16 protein-coding genes are annotated in these 17,307 nt (G+C 73.9%); 11 read left to right on the top strand and 5 right to left on the bottom strand.

The features are described from left to right. Positions 1-28 precede the first annotated feature (28 nt). On the top strand, positions 29-781 hold the full coding sequence (locus AC1VM9_RS16615) for an adenosylcobinamide-GDP ribazoletransferase (protein ID WP_483123434.1): 753 nt from the start codon (positions 29-31) through the stop codon (positions 779-781). Between the two features lie 10 nt (positions 782-791). On the opposite strand, the gene gcvT is transcribed toward AC1VM9_RS16615, so the two are convergent. Continuing rightward, the gene (gene gcvT, locus AC1VM9_RS16610) at positions 792-1,910 is read right to left on the bottom strand and encodes a glycine cleavage system aminomethyltransferase GcvT (RefSeq protein ID WP_483123432.1); all 1,119 of its coding nucleotides are present in this window, start codon (positions 1,908-1,910) and stop codon (positions 792-794) included. A gap of 291 nt (positions 1,911-2,201) precedes the next feature. Between gcvT and AC1VM9_RS16605 the strand changes: the two genes are divergently transcribed. Beyond that, on the top strand, positions 2,202-3,677 hold the full coding sequence (locus tag AC1VM9_RS16605; RefSeq protein WP_483123431.1) for a leucyl aminopeptidase: 1,476 nt from the start codon (positions 2,202-2,204) through the stop codon (positions 3,675-3,677). A 67-nt stretch (positions 3,678-3,744) separates the two neighbouring features. On the opposite strand, the gene AC1VM9_RS16600 is transcribed toward AC1VM9_RS16605, so the two are convergent. After that, positions 3,745-3,933, bottom strand: coding sequence for a DUF5302 domain-containing protein (locus AC1VM9_RS16600; protein WP_481341950.1), 189 nt, complete (start codon positions 3,931-3,933; stop codon positions 3,745-3,747). Between the two features lie 104 nt (positions 3,934-4,037). After that, positions 4,038-4,385, bottom strand: coding sequence for a hypothetical protein (locus AC1VM9_RS16595; protein ID WP_481341949.1), 348 nt, complete (start codon positions 4,383-4,385; stop codon positions 4,038-4,040). A gap of 218 nt (positions 4,386-4,603) precedes the next feature. Between AC1VM9_RS16595 and lpdA the strand changes: the two genes are divergently transcribed. The 3 genes from lpdA to AC1VM9_RS16580 are packed head-to-tail and all read left to right on the top strand — an operon-like array spanning position 4,604 to position 8,812. Further along, positions 4,604-5,983: a dihydrolipoyl dehydrogenase gene (gene lpdA, locus AC1VM9_RS16590; RefSeq protein ID WP_481341947.1), complete on the top strand. Its 1,380-nt coding sequence runs from the start codon at positions 4,604-4,606 to the stop codon at positions 5,981-5,983. Between the two features lie 31 nt (positions 5,984-6,014). Further along, positions 6,015-7,868 carry a 2-oxoglutarate dehydrogenase, E2 component, dihydrolipoamide succinyltransferase gene (sucB, locus tag AC1VM9_RS16585; protein ID WP_483123430.1) on the top strand — a complete coding sequence of 618 codons (1,854 nt, stop codon included), beginning with the start codon at positions 6,015-6,017 and terminating at the stop codon, positions 7,866-7,868. 38 nt (positions 7,869-7,906) lie between these two features. Continuing rightward, a complete protein-coding gene (locus AC1VM9_RS16580) occupies positions 7,907-8,812 on the top strand; it encodes a TIGR01777 family oxidoreductase (RefSeq protein WP_483123428.1) in 906 nt (301 codons plus the stop codon). On the opposite strand, the gene AC1VM9_RS16575 is transcribed toward AC1VM9_RS16580, so the two are convergent. Together AC1VM9_RS16575 and AC1VM9_RS16570 are read right to left on the bottom strand one after the other, a co-directional pair. Continuing rightward, positions 8,790-10,406 carry a protein kinase domain-containing protein gene (locus tag AC1VM9_RS16575; RefSeq protein ID WP_483123427.1) on the bottom strand — a complete coding sequence of 539 codons (1,617 nt, stop codon included), beginning with the start codon at positions 10,404-10,406 and terminating at the stop codon, positions 8,790-8,792. The genes AC1VM9_RS16580 and AC1VM9_RS16575 overlap by 23 nt on opposite strands. A gap of 60 nt (positions 10,407-10,466) precedes the next feature. Further along, positions 10,467-11,534 carry a Gfo/Idh/MocA family protein gene (locus tag AC1VM9_RS16570; RefSeq protein WP_483123426.1) on the bottom strand — a complete coding sequence of 356 codons (1,068 nt, stop codon included), beginning with the start codon at positions 11,532-11,534 and terminating at the stop codon, positions 10,467-10,469. A 56-nt stretch (positions 11,535-11,590) separates the two neighbouring features. Here AC1VM9_RS16570 and lipB point away from each other — a divergent pair, with 56 nt between their 5' ends. From lipB to lipA, 6 genes are all read left to right on the top strand, one after another. Then, entirely contained in the window at positions 11,591-12,262 is a 672-nt protein-coding gene (lipB, locus tag AC1VM9_RS16565) for a lipoyl(octanoyl) transferase LipB (protein ID WP_483123425.1), read from the top strand. A gap of 173 nt (positions 12,263-12,435) precedes the next feature. Beyond that, a complete protein-coding gene (locus AC1VM9_RS16560; RefSeq protein WP_483123423.1) occupies positions 12,436-13,392 on the top strand; it encodes an ABC transporter ATP-binding protein in 957 nt (318 codons plus the stop codon). Continuing rightward, positions 13,389-14,450 (top strand): hypothetical protein, encoded by a 1,062-nt coding sequence (locus AC1VM9_RS16555; RefSeq protein WP_483123422.1) that lies wholly within the window; start codon positions 13,389-13,391, stop codon positions 14,448-14,450. Before AC1VM9_RS16560 ends, AC1VM9_RS16555 begins: the two co-directional genes overlap by 4 nt. A 97-nt stretch (positions 14,451-14,547) precedes the next feature. After that, a complete protein-coding gene (locus tag AC1VM9_RS16550) occupies positions 14,548-14,904 on the top strand; it encodes a YciI family protein (protein ID WP_481345084.1) in 357 nt (118 codons plus the stop codon). 7 nt (positions 14,905-14,911) lie between these two features. Further along, positions 14,912-16,180, top strand: a complete 1,269-nt coding sequence (locus AC1VM9_RS16545; protein WP_483123421.1) for an RNA polymerase sigma factor — start codon at positions 14,912-14,914, stop codon at positions 16,178-16,180. A 100-nt stretch (positions 16,181-16,280) separates the two neighbouring features. Beyond that, positions 16,281-17,306: a lipoyl synthase gene (gene lipA / locus AC1VM9_RS16540; protein ID WP_483123419.1), complete on the top strand. Its 1,026-nt coding sequence runs from the start codon at positions 16,281-16,283 to the stop codon at positions 17,304-17,306. Position 17,307: the final 1 nt, after the last annotated feature.

Here is a 17,307-nt window from a genome sequence, read left to right as displayed (position 1 = left end):
TTCACCGCCGTCCGCGTCGCGCCGCCGGGTGCCGTGGGTCCCCGGGAAGCTCGGCCTGGCGATGCTGCTCGCCCCCGTCAGCACGCTCGGCTTCGCCCTCGCGTGGGTGGTCCTCGGCGTCCCGGTCGTCGTCGGCGCACTGCCTCCCGCGGTGGCGGCCGTGCTGGCCCTCGTGGTCGTGGCGCTCGGGTCGCGGGCCTTCCACCTCGACGGCCTCGCCGATCTCGCCGACGGCCTGACGTCCGGACACGAGCCGGCCCGGTCGCTCGAGGTGATGCGCCGCGGCGACACCGGACCGGCCGGTGCCGCGGCGCTCGTCCTCGTGCTCGGGCTCGACGCCGCCGCCCTGGCCGCGCTGCTGCCGACGTCCGCCGGCGTGGCGCTCGCCGTGGTGAGCCTCACCGCCAGCCGCCTCGCGCCGGCGGTGTGCGCCCGACGCGGGGTCCCGGCCGCGCGGGCCGAGGGCCTGGGTCGGTCCGTGGCGGGCACCGTCGGGCGCCGCGCCGTGGCTGCCCTCGTCGGCGCGTGCGCCGCGCTGGGCGCCCTGGCGCTCGGCGTCGTGGCGGGGGTGGGTGGCGGCTGGGTCGCCTCCTCCGTGTCGGCATCCGCTCTGACCGGCGTGGCCGCCGTGCTCGCGGCCGGTGCCGGTGCCCTGGCGGTGCGCAGCCACGCGGTCCGCCGCCTCGGTGGCGTCACCGGCGACGTCGTCGGGGCGGCCGTCGAGGTGTCGCTGGCCACCGCGCTCGTGGTCGCGGTCGTGGGCCTGCGCGTCTCCGGCTGACGCGCGGGCCTCAGGCCTCCCGCACCTGGACCTCGACGAACGGGGGCTTGACGACCCTTGCCTCGACGTCGCGGCCACGCACGTCGACCGACACGGTCTGCCCGTCGGCCACGTCCGGCGCGAGGAGCGCGAGTGCGATGCCCTGCTTGAGCGTCGGCGAGAACGTGCCCGAGGTCACCTCGCCGACGACCTCGCCACCGCGACTCACGGTGCAGTGCGCCCGCGGGATGCCACGCCCGGTGACGAGCAGCCCGCGCGACAGTCGCGTCGGGGCCGCCTTCTCGGCGACGAGCGCGTCCTTGCCCCAGAACGCGTCCTTCCTCCAGCCGACCGCCCAGCCGGCGCGAGCCTGCACCGGTGTGATGTCGAGCGAGAGGTCCTGGCCGTGCAGCGGGTAGCCCATCTCGGTGCGCAGGGTGTCGCGGGCGCCGAGCCCGCAGGGCAGGCCGTCGAACGGCTCGGCCGCGGCCACGAGGGCGTCCCACAGCGCCGGGGTGTCGTCCCAGCGGGGTACGAGCTCGTACCCGCGCTCGCCGGTGTAGCCGGTGCGGCAGACGATGACCGGGCGGCCGTCCCACTGCGCCTCGACGAACGACATGTAGTCGTGCCCGGTCGGCAGGTTGAGCGCCTCGAGCACCTCGTCGCTCCGGGAGCCCTGCACGGCGATGACACCGTACTCACGGTGCCGGTCGGTCACCTCGATCCCCTCGGGCGCTGCCTCACGCAGCCTGCGGACGACCTCGGCCGTGTTGGCCGCGTTGGGGATGAGGAAGACGTCGTCGTCCGAGCGGAGATAGGCGATGAGGTCGTCGACCACGCCGCCGGACTCGTCGCAGCAGAGTGTGTACTGCGCCGAGCCGGGCTGGATGCGGCGCAGGTCGTTGGTCAGGCAGACGTTGACGAAGTCGGCGGCCCCGGGACCCGTCACGGTGGCCTTGCCGAGGTGGCTCACGTCGAAGACGCCGACGCGCTCGCGGACGGCCGTGTGCTCGCGGACGACACCCCCACCGGGGTACTCGATCGGCATGTCCCAGCCACCGAAGTCGGCCATCTTCGCGCCGAGGGCGACGTGTCGGTCGTGGAGGGGCGAGGTGAGCGGGGAGGTCGTCCCCGACGGCGCTGTCGTCATGCGGGTCAACCTACCGCCAGCGCGGCGTGCCCCTTCCGCCGCGGCGCCCTCCCCGTCGGTGGCCACCGGCAGGTGCCCCGGCACCGGGTCGCACGCCACGCGGGTCCCGCTCCGGAGTCGTCTGCGGCTCCCTCGTTATCATCGGCGCCGTCGCCACCGGACGCCCGGACCGCACGACGGACCACGCGTCGGGACGGCAGCAGGCCGCGCGCCCCGCGCCGCGTCCACCGACCCATCCTCGTCGCACCACTCCCGTGGCCCGACCGGCACCACGTCCTGAAGGAGTCCTCCGTGGCCCAGCTGACCATCACGAACCGCTCGGCCGCCGACACGGCCGGCGACGCGCTCGTCGTCGCCCTCGTCGCCGGCGACGACGGTGCGACCCTCGCGCCGGGGCACGACCTGCCACGCACCACGGTCGCCCACCTCAAGGCGGTCGTCTCCGACCTCGAGCTGGCCGGCAAGGTCGGCGAGGTGACGACGCTGGCCGCGGTACCCGACGTCCGGGCCCGCCTCGTCGTCCTCGCCGGCGTGGGTGCGCTCACCGCCGTGCCGGACGCCGCCGTCCTCGAGGACGTCCGACGCGGCATGGGGGCCGCCGCTCGCGGCCTGGCCTCGAGGAAGAAGGTCGTCGTCGCCGTTCCCGGCAGCTCGGTCGAGGTCGTCGCGGCAACGGCCGAGGGCATCGCCCTCGGTGCCTATGCGGTCACCAAGGTCGGTGCCGACGACGACACGCCCACCACGGCCTTCGCCCTCGTCGGCCCCGGCGACGCGGCGTCCCGGCGTGCCGTCAAGCGCGCCGCGGCCCTCGGCACCGCGGTCGCCTACACCCGGGACCTCGTCAACCTCCCGCCCAACCTGCTGTACCCCGAGACCTTCGTCGAGTCCCTGACCGGCCGCGTCAAGGGCACGAAGGTCAAGCTGCGGTCCTACGACATGAAGGCGCTGCGCTCGGGCGGTTTCGGCGGCACGGTGGGCGTGGGCCAGGGCTCCGCCAACGAGCCTCGCATCGCCGTGCTCTCGTACTCCCCCGCGCGCCCGAAGGCCTCGATCGCCTTCGTCGGCAAGGGCATCACCTTCGACTCCGGCGGCCTGTGCATCAAGCCCGCCAGCGGCATGCTGACGATGAAGTGCGACATGGCCGGTGCCGCCGCCGTCGCCGGCGCCGTGCTCGCCGTCGCCGAGCTCGGCCTGCCGATCGCCGTCACCGGCTACCTCGGTCTGGCCGAGAACATGCCGAGCGCCACGGCGCAGCGGCCGAGCGACGTCGTCACGATGCGCGGAGGCAAGACGGTCGAGGTGCTCAACACCGACGCCGAGGGCCGCATGGTGCTCGGCGACTGCCTGGCCCTCGCCTCCGAGGAGGCCCCCGACGCCATCATCGACATCGCGACCCTGACCGGCGCGCAGGTCATCGCCCTGGCCGACACCGCCGCCGTCATGGGCAACGACGAGGCCTTCCGGACCCGGGTCCTCGACGCCGCCCAGGGCGCAGGCGAGGCGATGTGGCCGATGCCCCTGCCGAGGGAGCTGCGCGGTGGTCTCGACTCGGTCAACGCCGACCTCGCGCACAAGGGCGGTCCCGAGGGCGGCATGCTGACGGCCGGCCTCTTCCTCGGCGAGTTCGTCGGCGACGGCATCCCGTGGAGCCACATCGACATCGCCGGGCCGGCCTTCAACGACAAGTCCCCGAACGGCTACGCCCCCAAGGGCGGCACCGGTTTCGGCGTCCGCACGCTGGTGGCCGTCGCGGAGTCCTACGCCTGAGCGACGGGCACACCGAAAGGCCAGAACGCGTGGTGCGTTCTGGCCTTTCGAGGTCGCGGCAGGACGGTCAGCCGCCGGACTTGCGCCGGAACATCTGCTGGGCCTTGGCCGGGCCGTGCGCGCCGTGCACCTTGGAGCGGTCGTGGTCGTCGGAGACGTCCTTGCCGCCGTGCGCGTGCTTCTTGTCGAGGGCGGCCCGGAACTTCGCCTTCATCTCCTCGTCCGGGCCCACCTGGGCACCTTCCTGATTCGACATTCGAGACCTCCTGGATGCGTGGCGGGGCGCGCCGGTACGGCACGGTGGGGACGACCTCACCCTGTCAGCAGGACCGCCGCCGGTCCACCTCTTTCACCGACGTGTCAGGCGTCGCCGTGACGCTTGCGCGTGTTGTACTCGCGCATCCGGCCGGGGTACCCGGTGTGGTTGACGTCGTAGGCAGGGACGCCGAGCCGCCGCGCGAGCTCGAAGCCATCCTTCGGCGTGCCGACCGCGCGGCGCGTCCACTCGCCGTCCCACGCGATGAGCACGACCGTCGTCGTCGTGACGCTCGTGGCCGGCTCGACGTACGCCTCGACACCACGGTGGCCCTCGACGAACCCCCGCAGGTGGGCCTCGACGGCCTTGCGGTCGATGTCCATGCCCGGTCCGTCCGACCGGCCGAGGCGCGCGGACGTCCGGCCTGCACCGCGCCGGGAGAACCAACCCATGGCCGCACTGTACGTGCTCGACCCGTGCCGGGAGTGCGTCCGCGCAGGTGGCGGGCCGTGCCGTCACCGCGCCTCGCCTGCCGCCGCGTGCCTTCGCGAGTCCTCGCAAGGGTGCCGGCGGGCGCGACCTGCCTGTGACGTCCCTCGTGATCAATGACAAGATGCTCCTGCACCCACACCCCCGGGTGTGGCCCCCCATCCTGAAGGAGCGCACCAACATGTCGGCTGACGCCGCAGGCGACTACGACGTCGTCATCCTCGGCGGGGGGTCGGGTGGCTACGCCTGTGCCCTCCGGTCGGCGGAGCTGGGGCTCTCGGTGGCCCTCGTCGAGAAGGGCAAGCTCGGGGGCACGTGCCTCCATGTCGGGTGCATCCCGACCAAGGCCCTCCTGCATGCCGCCGAGGTCGCCGACTCCGCGCGCGACGGTGCGCACTTCGGCGTCAAGACGACCTTCGAGTCGGTCGACATGGGCGGAGTCCACGCGTACAAGGACGGCGTCGTCTCCCGTCTGCACAAGGGTCTGCAGGGCCTCGTCAAGGCTGCGAAGATCGACTACGTCGAGGGCGCCGGCGTCCTCGAGGGCCCGAACACGGTGGCTGTAGGCGATCGGCGCCTCACCGGGCGCAACGTCGTGCTCGCCACCGGCAGCAGCCCGCGCACGCTGCCCGGCCTCGAGATCGGCGGCCGCATCATGACGAGCGAGCAGGCCCTCACCATCGACCACGTGCCGGCCCGCGTCGTCGTCCTCGGTGGTGGTGTCATCGGCGTCGAGTTCGCCTCCGTCTTCAAGAGCTTCGGCTCCGAGGTCACCGTCGTGGAGGCCCTGCCGCGCCTGGTCCCGGCCGAGGACGAGGCCATCAGCAAGCAGCTGGAGCGCTCCTTCCGCAAGCGCAAGATCGCGTTCAAGACCGGCGTCCGTCTCGCCGGTGCGACGCAGTCCGGTGACGTCGTCAGCGTCTCGCTGGAGTCCGGCGAGACCATCGAGACCGACCTGCTCCTCGTCGCGGTCGGCCGCGGACCGGTCACCGAGGGCCTCGGCTACGAGGCCGCCGGCATCACCCTCGACCGCGGCTTCGTCACCACCGACGAGCGCCTGCGCACCGGCGTCCCCGGCGTGTACGCCGTCGGCGACATCGTGCCCGGGCTGCAGCTGGCCCACCGCGGCTTCGCGCAGGGCATCTTCGTCGCCGAGGAGATCGCGGGCCTGGCCCCGGCGGTCATCGAGGAGAGCGGCATCCCGCGGGTCACCTATTGCGACCCGGAGATCGCGAGCGTCGGCCTCACCGAGGCACAGGCCCGCGAGAAGTACGACGAGGTCGAGACCTACGAGTACAACCTCGGCGGCAACGGCAGGTCCCAGATCCTCGGCACGCAGGGCTTCGTCAAGCTCGTGCGCGAGAAGGACGGCCCGGTCGTCGGGGTGCACATGATCGGCGCGCGGATGGGTGAGCAGGTGGGCGAGGCCCAGCTCATCGTCAACTGGGAGGCCCACCCCGAGGACGTCTCCGGTCTCATCCACGCGCACCCCACGCAGAACGAGTCGCTCGGCGAGGCACACTTGGCCCTGTCGGGAAAACCGCTGCACGCACACGCTTGAGCCAGTAACTGGGAAGAGGAGAGAACACGTCATGTCAGAACGCGTGACCATGCCGGCCCTCGGTGAGTCCGTCACCGAGGGAACCGTCACCCGCTGGCTGAAGAACGTCGGTGACAGCGTGGAGGTCGACGAGCCCCTGCTCGAGGTCTCGACCGACAAGGTCGACACCGAGATCCCCTCCCCCGTCGCGGGCACGCTGCAGGAGATCCTCGTGCAGGAGGACGACACGGTGCCGGTCGGCGCCGACCTCGCCGTCATCGGTGACGGCGCCGCTCCCGCCGGCGGCGGCGAGGCGCCCGCCGCCGAGCAGGCACCGCAGGCCGAGCAGGCCCAGCAGAGCGCGCCCGCGCCCGAGGCCCCGAGCACCGACCAGGAGCCGCAGCCCGCGACGAGCGAGCCCGAGGCGGCCCAGGCACAGCAGCCGCAGGCGGCCGCGTCCGGCTCGTCCGGTGGCGAGGGGCAGACGGTGACGATGCCGGCGCTCGGCGAGTCGGTCACCGAGGGCACGGTCACCCGCTGGCTCAAGTCCGAGGGCGACGAGGTCGCCGTCGACGAGCCGCTCCTCGAGGTCTCGACCGACAAGGTCGACACCGAGATCCCCTCCCCCGTCGCCGGCACCCTGACCAAGATCCTCGTCGGCGAGGACGAGACCGTCCCGGTCGGCGGCGACCTCGCCGTGATCGGTGGCGCGCCCGCCCCGCAGCAGGCTCCGCAGCCGCAGGAGGCCCCGCAGCAGGAGGCCCCGCAGCAGGAGGCCCCGCAGCAGCCCAGCCAGGCACCGGCGCAGGCGGCGGCCCAGCAGGCGGCGGCTCCCTCGCCGGCTGCGCAGACACCCGCCCAGGCCGAGACGGCCGAGGTGCAGGCGGCCGGGCTGCCCGCCGACGCCGAGCGCCCGCCTGCCCAGCAGTCGCCCGAGGCGACGGCGCGGGCCGCCGAGCCCTCGCGCGACGACGCCGCCGCGTACGTCACCCCGCTCGTGCGCAAGCTCGCCCAGCAGCACGGCATCGACCTCGGGTCGCTCACCGGCACCGGTGTCGGTGGCCGCATCCGCAAGCAGGACGTCCTCGACGCGGCCGAGGCGGCCAAGGCCCCGGCCCCGGCGGCTCCGGCTCCCGCCGCGTCGGCTCCGGCCGCAGCCGCTCCGTCGGCGCCGGCCGCACCGGCTGCATCGGTGTCGCCGAAGCGCGGCACCCGCGAGAAGATGAGTCGGCTCCGCAAGGTCATCGCGACCCGCATGGTGGAGTCGCTGCAGGTGTCGGCACAGCTGACGACCGTCGTCGAGGTCGACCTGACCAAGATCGCCCGCATCCGCGACCGCGCGAAGAAGGACTTCGAGGCCCGCGAGGGCGTCAAGCTCAGCTTCCTGCCGTTCCTCGCCCTGGCCGCCACCGAGGCCCTCAAGGCGCACCCGATGGTCAACGCGAGCATCGAGGGCGACGAGGTGGTCTACCACGGCAGCGAGAACCTCTCGATCGCCGTCGACACCGACAAGGGCCTCATCGTCCCGGTGGTCAAGAACGCCGGTGACCTCAACATCGCCGGCCTGGCCCGCGCGATCGCCGACGTCGCTGCGCGCACGCGCAGCAACAAGATCACCCCGGACGACCTCGCCGGCGGCACCTTCACCATCACGAACACGGGCAGCCGGGGTGCCCTCTTCGACACCCCGATCATCAACCAGCCCCAGGTCGCGATCCTCGGCACCGGCGCCATCGTCAAGCGCCCGGTCGTCGTCAGTGACCCGGACGGCGGCGAGACGATCGCGATCCGCTCGATGATGTACCTGGCGCTGTCCTACGACCACCGCATCGTCGACGGCGCCGACGCCGCTCGCTTCCTCGGCACGATGAAGGCGCGTCTGGAGGAGGGCCGCTTCGAGGCGTGAGCGGGTGCGCATCGCATCACGCCCGTAGGGTGTGAACCATGACGAAGCGCGTCGCCATCACCGGTTCGTCCGGCCTGATCGGCGGCGCGCTTCGTCGTCACCTCGAGGCCCGCGGCGACGCGGTCGTGTGCTTGGTCCGCCGAGAGCCGTCCGCTCCCGGTGAGGTCCGCTGGGACCCCTCGCGCGGTGGTCTCGACGCCGCGGCCCTGGAGGGCGTCGACGCGGTCGTCAACCTCGCCGGCGTCGGCATCGGTGACCGGCGGTGGGACGCGGCGCACAAGCGCGAGGTCGAGCGCAGCCGGACCGACGCCACGTGGACCGTCGCCACGGCGCTGGCCCAGGCCCGCAGCCGTGGGGCGAACCCGCGGCTCGTCAACGCATCGGCCGTCGGCTACTACGGCGACCGCGCCGACGAGGTGCTCACGGAGGACAGCGGTCCCGGCCGCGACGTGCTGTCCGGCATCGTGCGGCGATGGGAGGAGGCCGCCGACCCGGCCCGGGAGGCCGGCGTGCCGGTGGCCTGCGTCCGCAGCGGCCTCGTCATGAGTTCCGCCGGCGGCGCGTTCCGGCCGCTGCTGCTCCTCGCCCGGCTGGGCCTCGCGGGGCCGATGGGGTCCGGGCAGGAGTGGTGGCCGTGGGTCACGCTCGTCGACGAGGTCCGCGCCATCAGCCATCTCGTCGACCACCCCGACCTGACCGGGCCGTTCAACGTCGCCGCCCCCGGCTCGGCCCGGCAGCGCGACGTCGCCCGGGCCGTCGCCGCAGCCCTCCACCGGCCGGCGCTCGTGCCGGCACCGCGCCTGGCCCTGCGTGCAGTCGTCGGCGAGTTCGCCGACTCGATCGTGGCCAGCCAGCGGGTCGTCCCGAAGGCGCTGCTGGGCGCTGGCTTCACCTTCGAGCACCCCGACCTCGAGGCTGCGGTCAGCTGGCTGGTGCGCGGCTGATCCGGTCGATACGCCAGCCGTCCGCCCCGCGGACGAGGCGGAAGTCGAGCAGGTCCCCCTCCTGCGCCGCCTGCGCGACGCGGGCCCCGGTCTGCGTGACGACCGTGTAGGCGGTCCAGTCCACGCGAGCACGCACGACGGCGGCCGTGGGACCGTCCGGTCCGCCACCGGACGACGACCCGGCCACCAAGGTGGCCCGGGCCACCTGGAGCCGCAGGCCCTCCCAGCGGACACCGGCGGACCGGAGTGCCTCGAGGAGGTGCCGGTCGGTGGACCAGCTCGGCCCGCCGGAACGGTGCACGGCGGCGAGCGCCGCGACGTCACGCTCGACGAGGGCTCGGCTGCGCGCGTCGCCGAGCGCCTGCAGCAGGTCGCTCGCGTGCTCGGACGGGGCCGTCGGCGACCTCAGCAGCATCATCCGGTCCGGCGCCCGGTGCGCCGGCGCGCCGGTGGTCCCGGCGGCCGCGCTCGTCGCGGCGGGCGGGGCCGGCGCATCCGTCTGCCGCGGGGCGGAGGCCACGCGCCGGGGAGGAGCCTGCGCGGCGACGACATCCGGGACCGGCTCGCGCGCCTGTCCACCGGACGACGCGACGGCCGCGACTGCCCAGCCGGAGGCGGCGACGGCGACGAGTCCGGCACCGACGGCGGCGACGACCGGCCGCCGCACGCCCCCGGCGGATGCGGCCGCCGGTGCCACGGTCGCGCCGGACCGGCCGACGAGGCGGCGCCACCACCGGTCGGCCGCCGCCGCCGGCTGATCGTCCTCGCGGGCCTGCGCGCGCAGCCGGTGGGTCAGCGCCGAGGCGACGTCGGTGCCGACGACGACCTCGACCGGATCGGCGGGGGCGGCCTCGTAGAAGAGCCGTGCCAGGCCCTCGGACGAGGGCCGCTCGAGCGGGTCGGGGTCGATGCACGCGCCGATGGCGTCGGCCAGCTGCTCCCCCACGTGAGAGGCGACGGTCTCGCGGTCCAGACGCAGCATGGTGTCGGGGGCGCCGTTGCCGGTCGCGCAGAACCAGGCGAGGGCCCCGAGCGCGTAGACGTCGCTGGACTCCGACGGGGGCCATCCTGCTGCCACCTCAGGAGCGACGAAACCGCTGGTGCCGTAGACCCGCTCGTCATCCGAGCCGGCCACGCGTGCGGCCCCCAGGTCGAGCAGGACCGGCCGCCCGTCGGGCGTCAGACGCACGTTCGAGGGCGAGATGTCGCCGTGCAGGCCACCCGCCCGGTGCAGGGTGGCCACCGCGTCGCACACCGGCGTCAGGACGGTGACGACCTCGCCCGGGCGCAGGTGCCCGCGAGCCTTGACCATCGCGGCGAGGCCGACACCGTCGACGTGGTCGAAGACGAGCGCCTCCCGGCCGTCGGGCAGCGGCACCACCGACCGGAGCGCCACGAGGTGGTCGTGGCGCACGGCGAGCAGAACCTGCTGCTCGGCCACCGACCGGGTCGCGGCACCGGCGTCCCGCGGCACCTTGACCGCCACCCGCCGCCCCGACGCGTCCGACCCGGCCCAGACGACCGCGGACGACCCCGCGCCGATGACGGCCTCGAGGCGGTGCCCGGGGACGTCGGGGGTCTCGTGCTCGCTCACCCGGCCATCGAAGCAGAGCGCACGGCCGGACCGCGGGCCTCATCCACAGGCCCCGGGCGGTCAGTCGGGGCTCTGCCCCGGGGTCACCACCTCGACGACGCGACCGTCGCGCGCGCTGACCCGCGCCGCGTCGACGACGGCCAGCACGTGGACGGCGTCGCGCGGGTCGACCGGCATCGTGGGTTGCGGGTCGTCCGTGGCGAGCGCCCCGGCCACCGCGCGGTAGAAGTCGGCCTGGTCGGCGTCGGTGACGACGGGACCCGGCTCACGGTCGTCGCCGCGCACCACCCAGCCGACGGCGTCACCCTCGTTGAAGAACTCGGTGAAGACGCTGACGTCGTCGACCTGCTTGCCGATGACGTACGCGCCGTCCGAGCCGGCGACCCGGGCGCGCGGGCCCGGCGCCCCGTTGACCGAGGAGGCCATGAGGTGGCTGACGACGCCGGTGGTGTGCCGGCAGGCGAGGAAGGTGTCGTCCTCACCGACCGTCGTGCGCGCGTCGAGCTCGGCGTAGACCGACAGGACCTCGCCGTGGAGCAGCACCGCCTGGTCGACGAGGTGGGTCTGCAGGTCGAGCAGCAGGCCGCCGCCCTCCTCGGCCGTGACCTGCTCGCGCCACCGTTGCTTCGGCACGGGCCGCCAACGGTCCCAGCGGTACTCGGCGCGCCAGATGGTTCCGATGACGTCGTCGTCACGCACCCGGCGCAGCGCCGCCAGCTCGGGGTCGAAGCGTCGGTTGTTGAACACCGTGAGCGGCACGCCGTGGTGGGCCGCGAGGTCGACGACGCGCAGCGCCCGGCTCGCGTCGACGGCGAGGGGCTTGTCGACGACGAGGGGCAGCCCGGCCCCGATGACGGTCTCGGCCTGCTCGCCGTGCACCCCGCTCGGCGAGGCGAGCACGACGAGGTCGAGGCCGCTGACCCCGAGCAGCGCCTCGAGGTCGGGCACGACCTCGGCCTCGGGGTGGTCGGAGCGGACCTGGGCGGCACGCTCGGCGTTCGACGTGGAGACCGCCGCGAGCGTGAGGCCGGCGCGAGTGAGCAGGGGCGCGTGGATGCCGCGCCCTGCCGAGCCGTAGCCGACGAGGCCGACGCGGAGGGGGCGGGAGTCGGGGACGCTCGGCGGCATGCGCCCACCCAACCACACGGCGCGGACCCGGCTGCGGCCCGGCGTACGCTGGCGCCATGCGTTTCGTGCACCTCGGCCTCGACCCGGACTTCGTCGACTACGAGCGGGCCTGGCAGGTGCAGCGCGACACCCACGCCAAGGTCCTCGCGGGCGAGGAGCCCGACACCGTCTACCTGCTCGAGCACTGCGCCGTCTACACCGCCGGCAAGCGCACCGAGCCGCACGAGCGCCCCAAGGACGGTACGCCGGTCGTCGACGTCGACCGCGGCGGCAAGATCACCTGGCACGGCCCCGGCCAGATCACCGGCTACCCCATCGTCCGGCTTCCCGCGCCCATCGACGTCGTCGGCTACGTCCGTGCCCTCGAGGAGATGATGATCCGCGTCTGCGCCGACTTCGGCGTCGAGGCCGGCCGGTCCGAGGGCGAGAGCGGCACGTGGATCGCCGCCGACGACCGCGGCCCGCGCCGCAAGATCGGCGCCATCGGGATCCGGGTCAGCCGGCAGGTGGCGATGCACGGCTTCGCCTTCAACTGCGACCCTGACCTGTCGTGGGGGCAGGTCATCGTCCCGTGCGGCATCCCCGATGCCGGTGTCACGTCCCTGTCGGCCGAGCTGGGTCGCGACGTCCCCGTCACCGAGGTGCTTCCCCACGTGGAGCGGCACCTGGCCGACATCCTGCCGACGCTCCGACCGAACCGACGCGCCCTGGCCGAGCCGCTCGTCTGACGCGACGTCTGACCGCGACGTCTGACCGCGACGTCTGACCGCGACGTCTGGCGCCGACGCCTGACCGCGACGCCGCCGACCCCCTAGGGTGAGCCGCAGCGCCCAGCGCTGCACCGATGCACGACCGCGGCACCGCCGCAGCCACCACCGCAACCGGCCACCACGGGGGAACCATGGACGTCGCCGTCCGCACCGTCGACCTGCGCAAGACCTACCTGAGCCGACGCGGCCGACAGGTCGCCGTGTCCGGTCTGTCGATGGCGGTGCCCCTGGGCGGGGTCCACGGGTTCCTCGGCCCGAACGGCAGCGGCAAGACGACGACGATCCGGATGCTGCTCGGCCTCGTCCGCCCCGACTCCGGCTCGGCGGAGGTGCTGGGTGAGCCGGTCCCCCGGCGACTGCCACACGTCGCGGACCGCGTCGGGGCCATCGTCGAGTCGCCGAAGTTCTTCCCCGCCTTCACCGCCCGCCAGAACCTCGCGCTCCTCGCGAGCGGCATCGGCACGCCACGCGGACGCGTCGAGGAGGTGCTCGAGGCCACGCACCTGCTCGACCGGGGCCGCGACCGGTACGGGTCGTTCTCGCTCGGCATGCGTCAGCGCCTCGCCATCGCCGCGACGCTGCTCAAGGACCCCGACCTCCTCGTCCTCGACGAGCCGACCAACGGCCTCGACCCGGCCGGCATCCGCGAGGTCCGCGACACGATGCGCGCGCTCGGCGACCAGGGCCGCACCGTGCTCGTCAGCTCGCACATCCTCGCCGAGGTGGAGCAGGTGGCCGACACGGTGTCGATCGTCGGACACGGCCGGCTGCTCGCCGAGGGACGCGTCGAGGAGATCCTCGGCGCGGCCACCTCGGCGAGGGTCCGCGTCGGCGTCTCCAGCCCGGACCGCGCCGAGCAGGTCCTGCGCGCCGACGGCTTCGAGGTCACCCGCGACGGCGCCCACCTGCTCGTCACGACCGACGACGGGGCGAGCGTCACCCGAGCACTCGCCGGGCACGGCCTGTTCGTCGGCGAGCTGGTGCCCCAGCGGCCGGACCTCGAGTCCGCCTTCCTGGCCCTGACCGCCGGCGAGGAGCTCGGGTCCGCTGCCGACGCGCAATCCGGCGTCGAGGGAGGTGCCGCATGAGCGGCACGCTGCTGACGTCACGGTCGCGTCCGCGTTCGCAGGTGCACCCCACGGGCACGTCGTTCCCCGGCCTCGTCGGGGTCGAGCTGCGCCGGATCTGGTGGCGACGCCTGACGCGGGTGCTGCTCGTGGCCGTCGTCGGGTTCGTCGGGGTGACGGTCTACAACGCGTACACCACGACCCAACCCGAGAGGCTCGCCCAGGCGCTCGACAACTACACGATCGTGGTCGAGCAGGCCAAGCGCGACCTGCCCGCCCAGGTCGCCCAGTGCCGCAGCGACCAGCAGGCCGAACGGGACCGCTCGGGTGACCGGACCATCGACTTCGGCTGCGACCAGGTGGGCCTGGTCCCCTCCCCGGAGGACATGGGCGTCGTACCGCCCGTCGCCGACGGCATCACCGCCACCGCCGCGACCTTCGCGGCCTCCCTGCTCGCCTTCCTGGCCTTCGTCCTCGGCGCCAGCACCGTCGGAGCCGAGTTCACCTCCGGGTCGATGTCGACGTGGCTCACCTTCCAGCCACGGCGCCTGCGGACCGCCGCGAGCAAGCTCGTGGCCGTCGGGCTCGCGTCGGCCGCCCTCGGTGGTGTCGCGCTCGCGCTGCTCAACGCCGGCGCCCGCATGGTCGCCGTCGTCAACCGCCCGGGGTCCGACCTGAAGATCCCCGACCCGACGCCGCTCACCGACTCCCTCCCCCAGCTGCTTGCGCGCGTGCTCGTGCTCGTCGTGCTCGGCGGTGTCGGAGGCGCGTGCCTCGCCCTCGTGCTGCGGCACACCTCTGCGGCGGTGCTCTCGGTGCTCGGCTACGCCGTCGCCGTCGAGCTCGTCGCCGTCCAGGCCTTCCTCCAGGGCCAGCTCAGGCCGTGGACCGTGGGGACGAACGTGTCGGCGTTCATCGAGAAGGGCGGCACCTACCTGGCGGAGTCGTGCACCGAGAGCGAGTGCGTCTTCACCGAGCACACCCTGAGCTACACGCACGCCTGGGTCTACCTCCTCGTGCTGGCGGTGGTCGGCGTCGTGGCCGGGCTCGTGGCCTTCCGGCGCCGCGACGTGAGCTGACGCGCACAGCAGTCCGGACCCGCCTGTCGATCCGGCCGACTCCCGTTCGTCGTACGTGCAAGCCGGAGGGACCGGTGGACGCCACGAAGGAGCAGACATGGCCAGGTACCTCGTCCTCATCTACGGCAGCGAGCAGGAGTGGGAGGCCCAGACGTCGGACCAGCTGGAGGCGAAGGAGGCCGCGCACGTCGCCTTCTCCACCGCAGCCGGCCCCGCCGGCCTCAGCGGCGCGCAGCTCGAGTCGGTCAGCACGGCCACGACGCTGCGCGCCGCCGGAGGTGATGCGCCCGTCGTGACCGACGGGCCGTTCATGGAGACCAAGGAGGCACTCGGCGGGTTCTACGTCCTGGACGTGCCCGACCTCGATGCCGCCGTCGCCCTCGCGCGGATGCTCCCGGAGCTGCGCGAGCAGCACGGAGCCGTCGAGGTGCGCCCGATCGTCGACCACGGCTGAGGCGGTCGTGCCCACCGAGCCATCGCCGCATGTCGCAGAGGCGGTCGCGCGGGCCCACCACGAGGAGTGGGCACGCGTGCTCGCCTCGACGGTGCGGGTCACCCGTGACCTCGACGTCGCGGAGGAGTGCACCCAGGACGCGTACGAGCGTGCCCTCGAGCGGTGGCCGGCCGACGGCATCCCGGCGCGGCCCGGGGCCTGGCTGACCACCGTCGCCGGCAACCGGGCCCGCGACGTCGTCCGCCGGGAGGCGCACGCCCGGCGGCTGCTGCCGCTGCTCGTCATCGAGGATGAGGCCGTCACGACCGTCGTCGAGGGGCCCGCCGGCACCTTGGTGCCCGACGACCGGCTCCGGCTCGTGTTCACCTGCTGCCACCCGGCCCTCGCGCCGGAGGCTCAGGTGGCGCTCACCCTGCGCCTCGTCTGCGGCCTGTCGACCGGTGAGGTCGCGCGTGCCTTCCTCGTGCAGGAGGCGACGATGGCGGCCCGGATCACCCGGGCCAAGAAGAAGATCGCGGCCGCGCGGATCCCGTTCCGCGTGCCGGGCCGCACGGAGCTGCCCGAGCGCCTCGGCCCCGTCCTGGACGTCGTCCACCTCGTGCTCACGACCGGGCACGCCGCACCCTCGGGTTCCTCCCACGTGCGCCAGGACCTCGTCGAGGTCGCCGTCGGGATGGGCCGCCTGCTGCATGACCTGCTGCCCGGCGAGCCGCGGGTCGCCGGTCTGCTCGCGCTCGTGCTCTTCGCGCAGGCCCGTCGTGCGACGCGCGTCGCGGAGGACGGCACGCTCGTCCTGCTCGCCGACCAGGACCGGGCGCTGTGGGACCGGGCGCTCATCGACGAGGCCACGGCGCTCGTCGCCGAGGCGCTCGCCGCTGCTCCCCCGGACCGGTTCACCGTCGAGGCCGCCATCGCCGCGGTCCACTCCGAGGCGCCGTCCTGGGAGGCCACCGACTGGGCCGAGGTCACCGGGCTGTACGACGTGCTGCTCCGGCTGTGGCCGTCCCCGGTCGTCCGGCTCGGCCGTGCCGCGGCGCTGGGGTTCCGGGACGGCGCCGCGGCCGGGCTGCGCGCGCTGGAGCCCCTGACGGGCGACCCGGCGCTGGCGACCTACCCCTACCTCAGCGCGACGCGGGCCGACCTGCTTCGTCGCCTCGAGGCCTGGGACGAGGCCGAGGCGGCGTACGAGGAGGCGATCGCGCTCTCGGGCAACGACGTCGAGCGAGCCTTCCTCACCGACCGGCTGGCCGAGGTGCGGGGCCACCTCGCTCGCTGAACGAGTCGCGGCCCCGCGGCGGGGCCGACCTCCGTGGTCGGGAGCCCGGCGTGCGAGGCGTAACCTGTGCGGAGCAGCAAATCCCGACCAAGGAGCCCGTGTGTCTGTCGTTCCCGACGGCCGTCGTCTGCTGCGCGTCGAGGCGCGCAACGCCGAGACCCCCATCGAGCGCAAGCCCTCCTGGATCCGCACCACCGCGAAGATGGGCCCCGAGTACACCGCCCTGCACTCGATGGTGAAGTCCGAGGGCCTGCACACCGTGTGCCAGGAGGCCGGCTGCCCCAACATCTTCGAGTGCTGGGAGGACAAGGAGGCGACCTTCCTCATCGGCGGTGACGTCTGCACCCGGCGGTGCGACTTCTGCGACATCGCCACGGGACGGCCCACCGCCCTCGACCTCGACGAGCCGCGACGCGTCGCCGAGTCGGTGCGCCGGATGGGCCTGCGCTACTCGACCGTCACCGGCGTCGCCCGCGACGACCAGCCCGACGGCGCCGCCGGGCTCTACGCCGAGACCATCCGCCAGATCCACCTGCTCAACCCCAACACCGGCGTCGAGATCCTGCCGCCCGACTTCGGCGCGAAGCCCGAGCTCGTCGGACAGGTCTTCGACGCCCGCCCCGAGGTGTTCGCCCACAACCTCGAGACGGTGCCGCGCATCTTCAAGCGGATCCGCCCGGCCTTCACGTACGAGAAGTCGCTCAAGGTGCTCACGATGGCGCGCGAGGCGCAGCTCGTCACCAAGTCCAACCTCATCCTCGGCATGGGCGAGACCGACGCCGAGATCGAGGAGGCCATCCGTGACCTGCACGACGCCGGGTGCGACATCCTGACGATCACCCAGTACCTGCGCCCGTCGAAGCTGCACCACCCCATCGACCGCTGGGTCAAGCCGGAGGAGTTCGTGCACTGGTCGGACGTGGCCGAGGGCCTCGGCTTCAAGGGCGTCATGGCCGGCCCCCTCGTGCGCTCGTCCTACCGGGCGGGGCGCCTGTGGGCCACCGCGATGCGCAAGTGGGGCCGGCCCATCCCGGAGCACCTGTCCCACATCGCCGAGGCGGCCGGGTCCCCCGCACGCCAGGAGGCGGCGGCATTGGTGGCCCGCGAGACCCGCGCCGTATCCTGAG

The organism is Monashia sp. HAY1-11D (assembly GCF_056868035.1).
This window is presented reverse-complemented; position numbering and strand designations above follow the sequence as displayed.

Bases quoted from the DNA above. Each gene is read 5' to 3' on its own strand.
- AC1VM9_RS16570 (WP_483123426.1), bottom strand. From the start codon at position 11,534: ATGCCGCCGAGCGTCCCCGACTCCCGCCCCCTCCGCGTCGGCCTCGTC.
- AC1VM9_RS16595 (WP_481341949.1), bottom strand. From the start codon at position 4,385: ATGGGTTGGTTCTCCCGGCGCGGTGCAGGCCGGACGTCCGCGCGCCTC.
- gcvT (WP_483123432.1), bottom strand. From the start codon at position 1,910: ATGACGACAGCGCCGTCGGGGACGACCTCCCCGCTCACCTCGCCCCTC.
- AC1VM9_RS16560 (WP_483123423.1), top strand. From the start codon at position 12,436: ATGGACGTCGCCGTCCGCACCGTCGACCTGCGCAAGACCTACCTGAGC.
- AC1VM9_RS16555 (WP_483123422.1), top strand. From the start codon at position 13,389: ATGAGCGGCACGCTGCTGACGTCACGGTCGCGTCCGCGTTCGCAGGTG.
- AC1VM9_RS16550 (WP_481345084.1), top strand. From the start codon at position 14,548: ATGGCCAGGTACCTCGTCCTCATCTACGGCAGCGAGCAGGAGTGGGAG.
- AC1VM9_RS16580 (WP_483123428.1), top strand. From the start codon at position 7,907: ATGACGAAGCGCGTCGCCATCACCGGTTCGTCCGGCCTGATCGGCGGC.
- lpdA (WP_481341947.1), top strand. From the start codon at position 4,604: ATGTCGGCTGACGCCGCAGGCGACTACGACGTCGTCATCCTCGGCGGG.
- AC1VM9_RS16600 (WP_481341950.1), bottom strand. From the start codon at position 3,933: ATGTCGAATCAGGAAGGTGCCCAGGTGGGCCCGGACGAGGAGATGAAG.
- sucB (WP_483123430.1), top strand. From the start codon at position 6,015: ATGTCAGAACGCGTGACCATGCCGGCCCTCGGTGAGTCCGTCACCGAG.
- lipB (WP_483123425.1), top strand. From the start codon at position 11,591: ATGCGTTTCGTGCACCTCGGCCTCGACCCGGACTTCGTCGACTACGAG.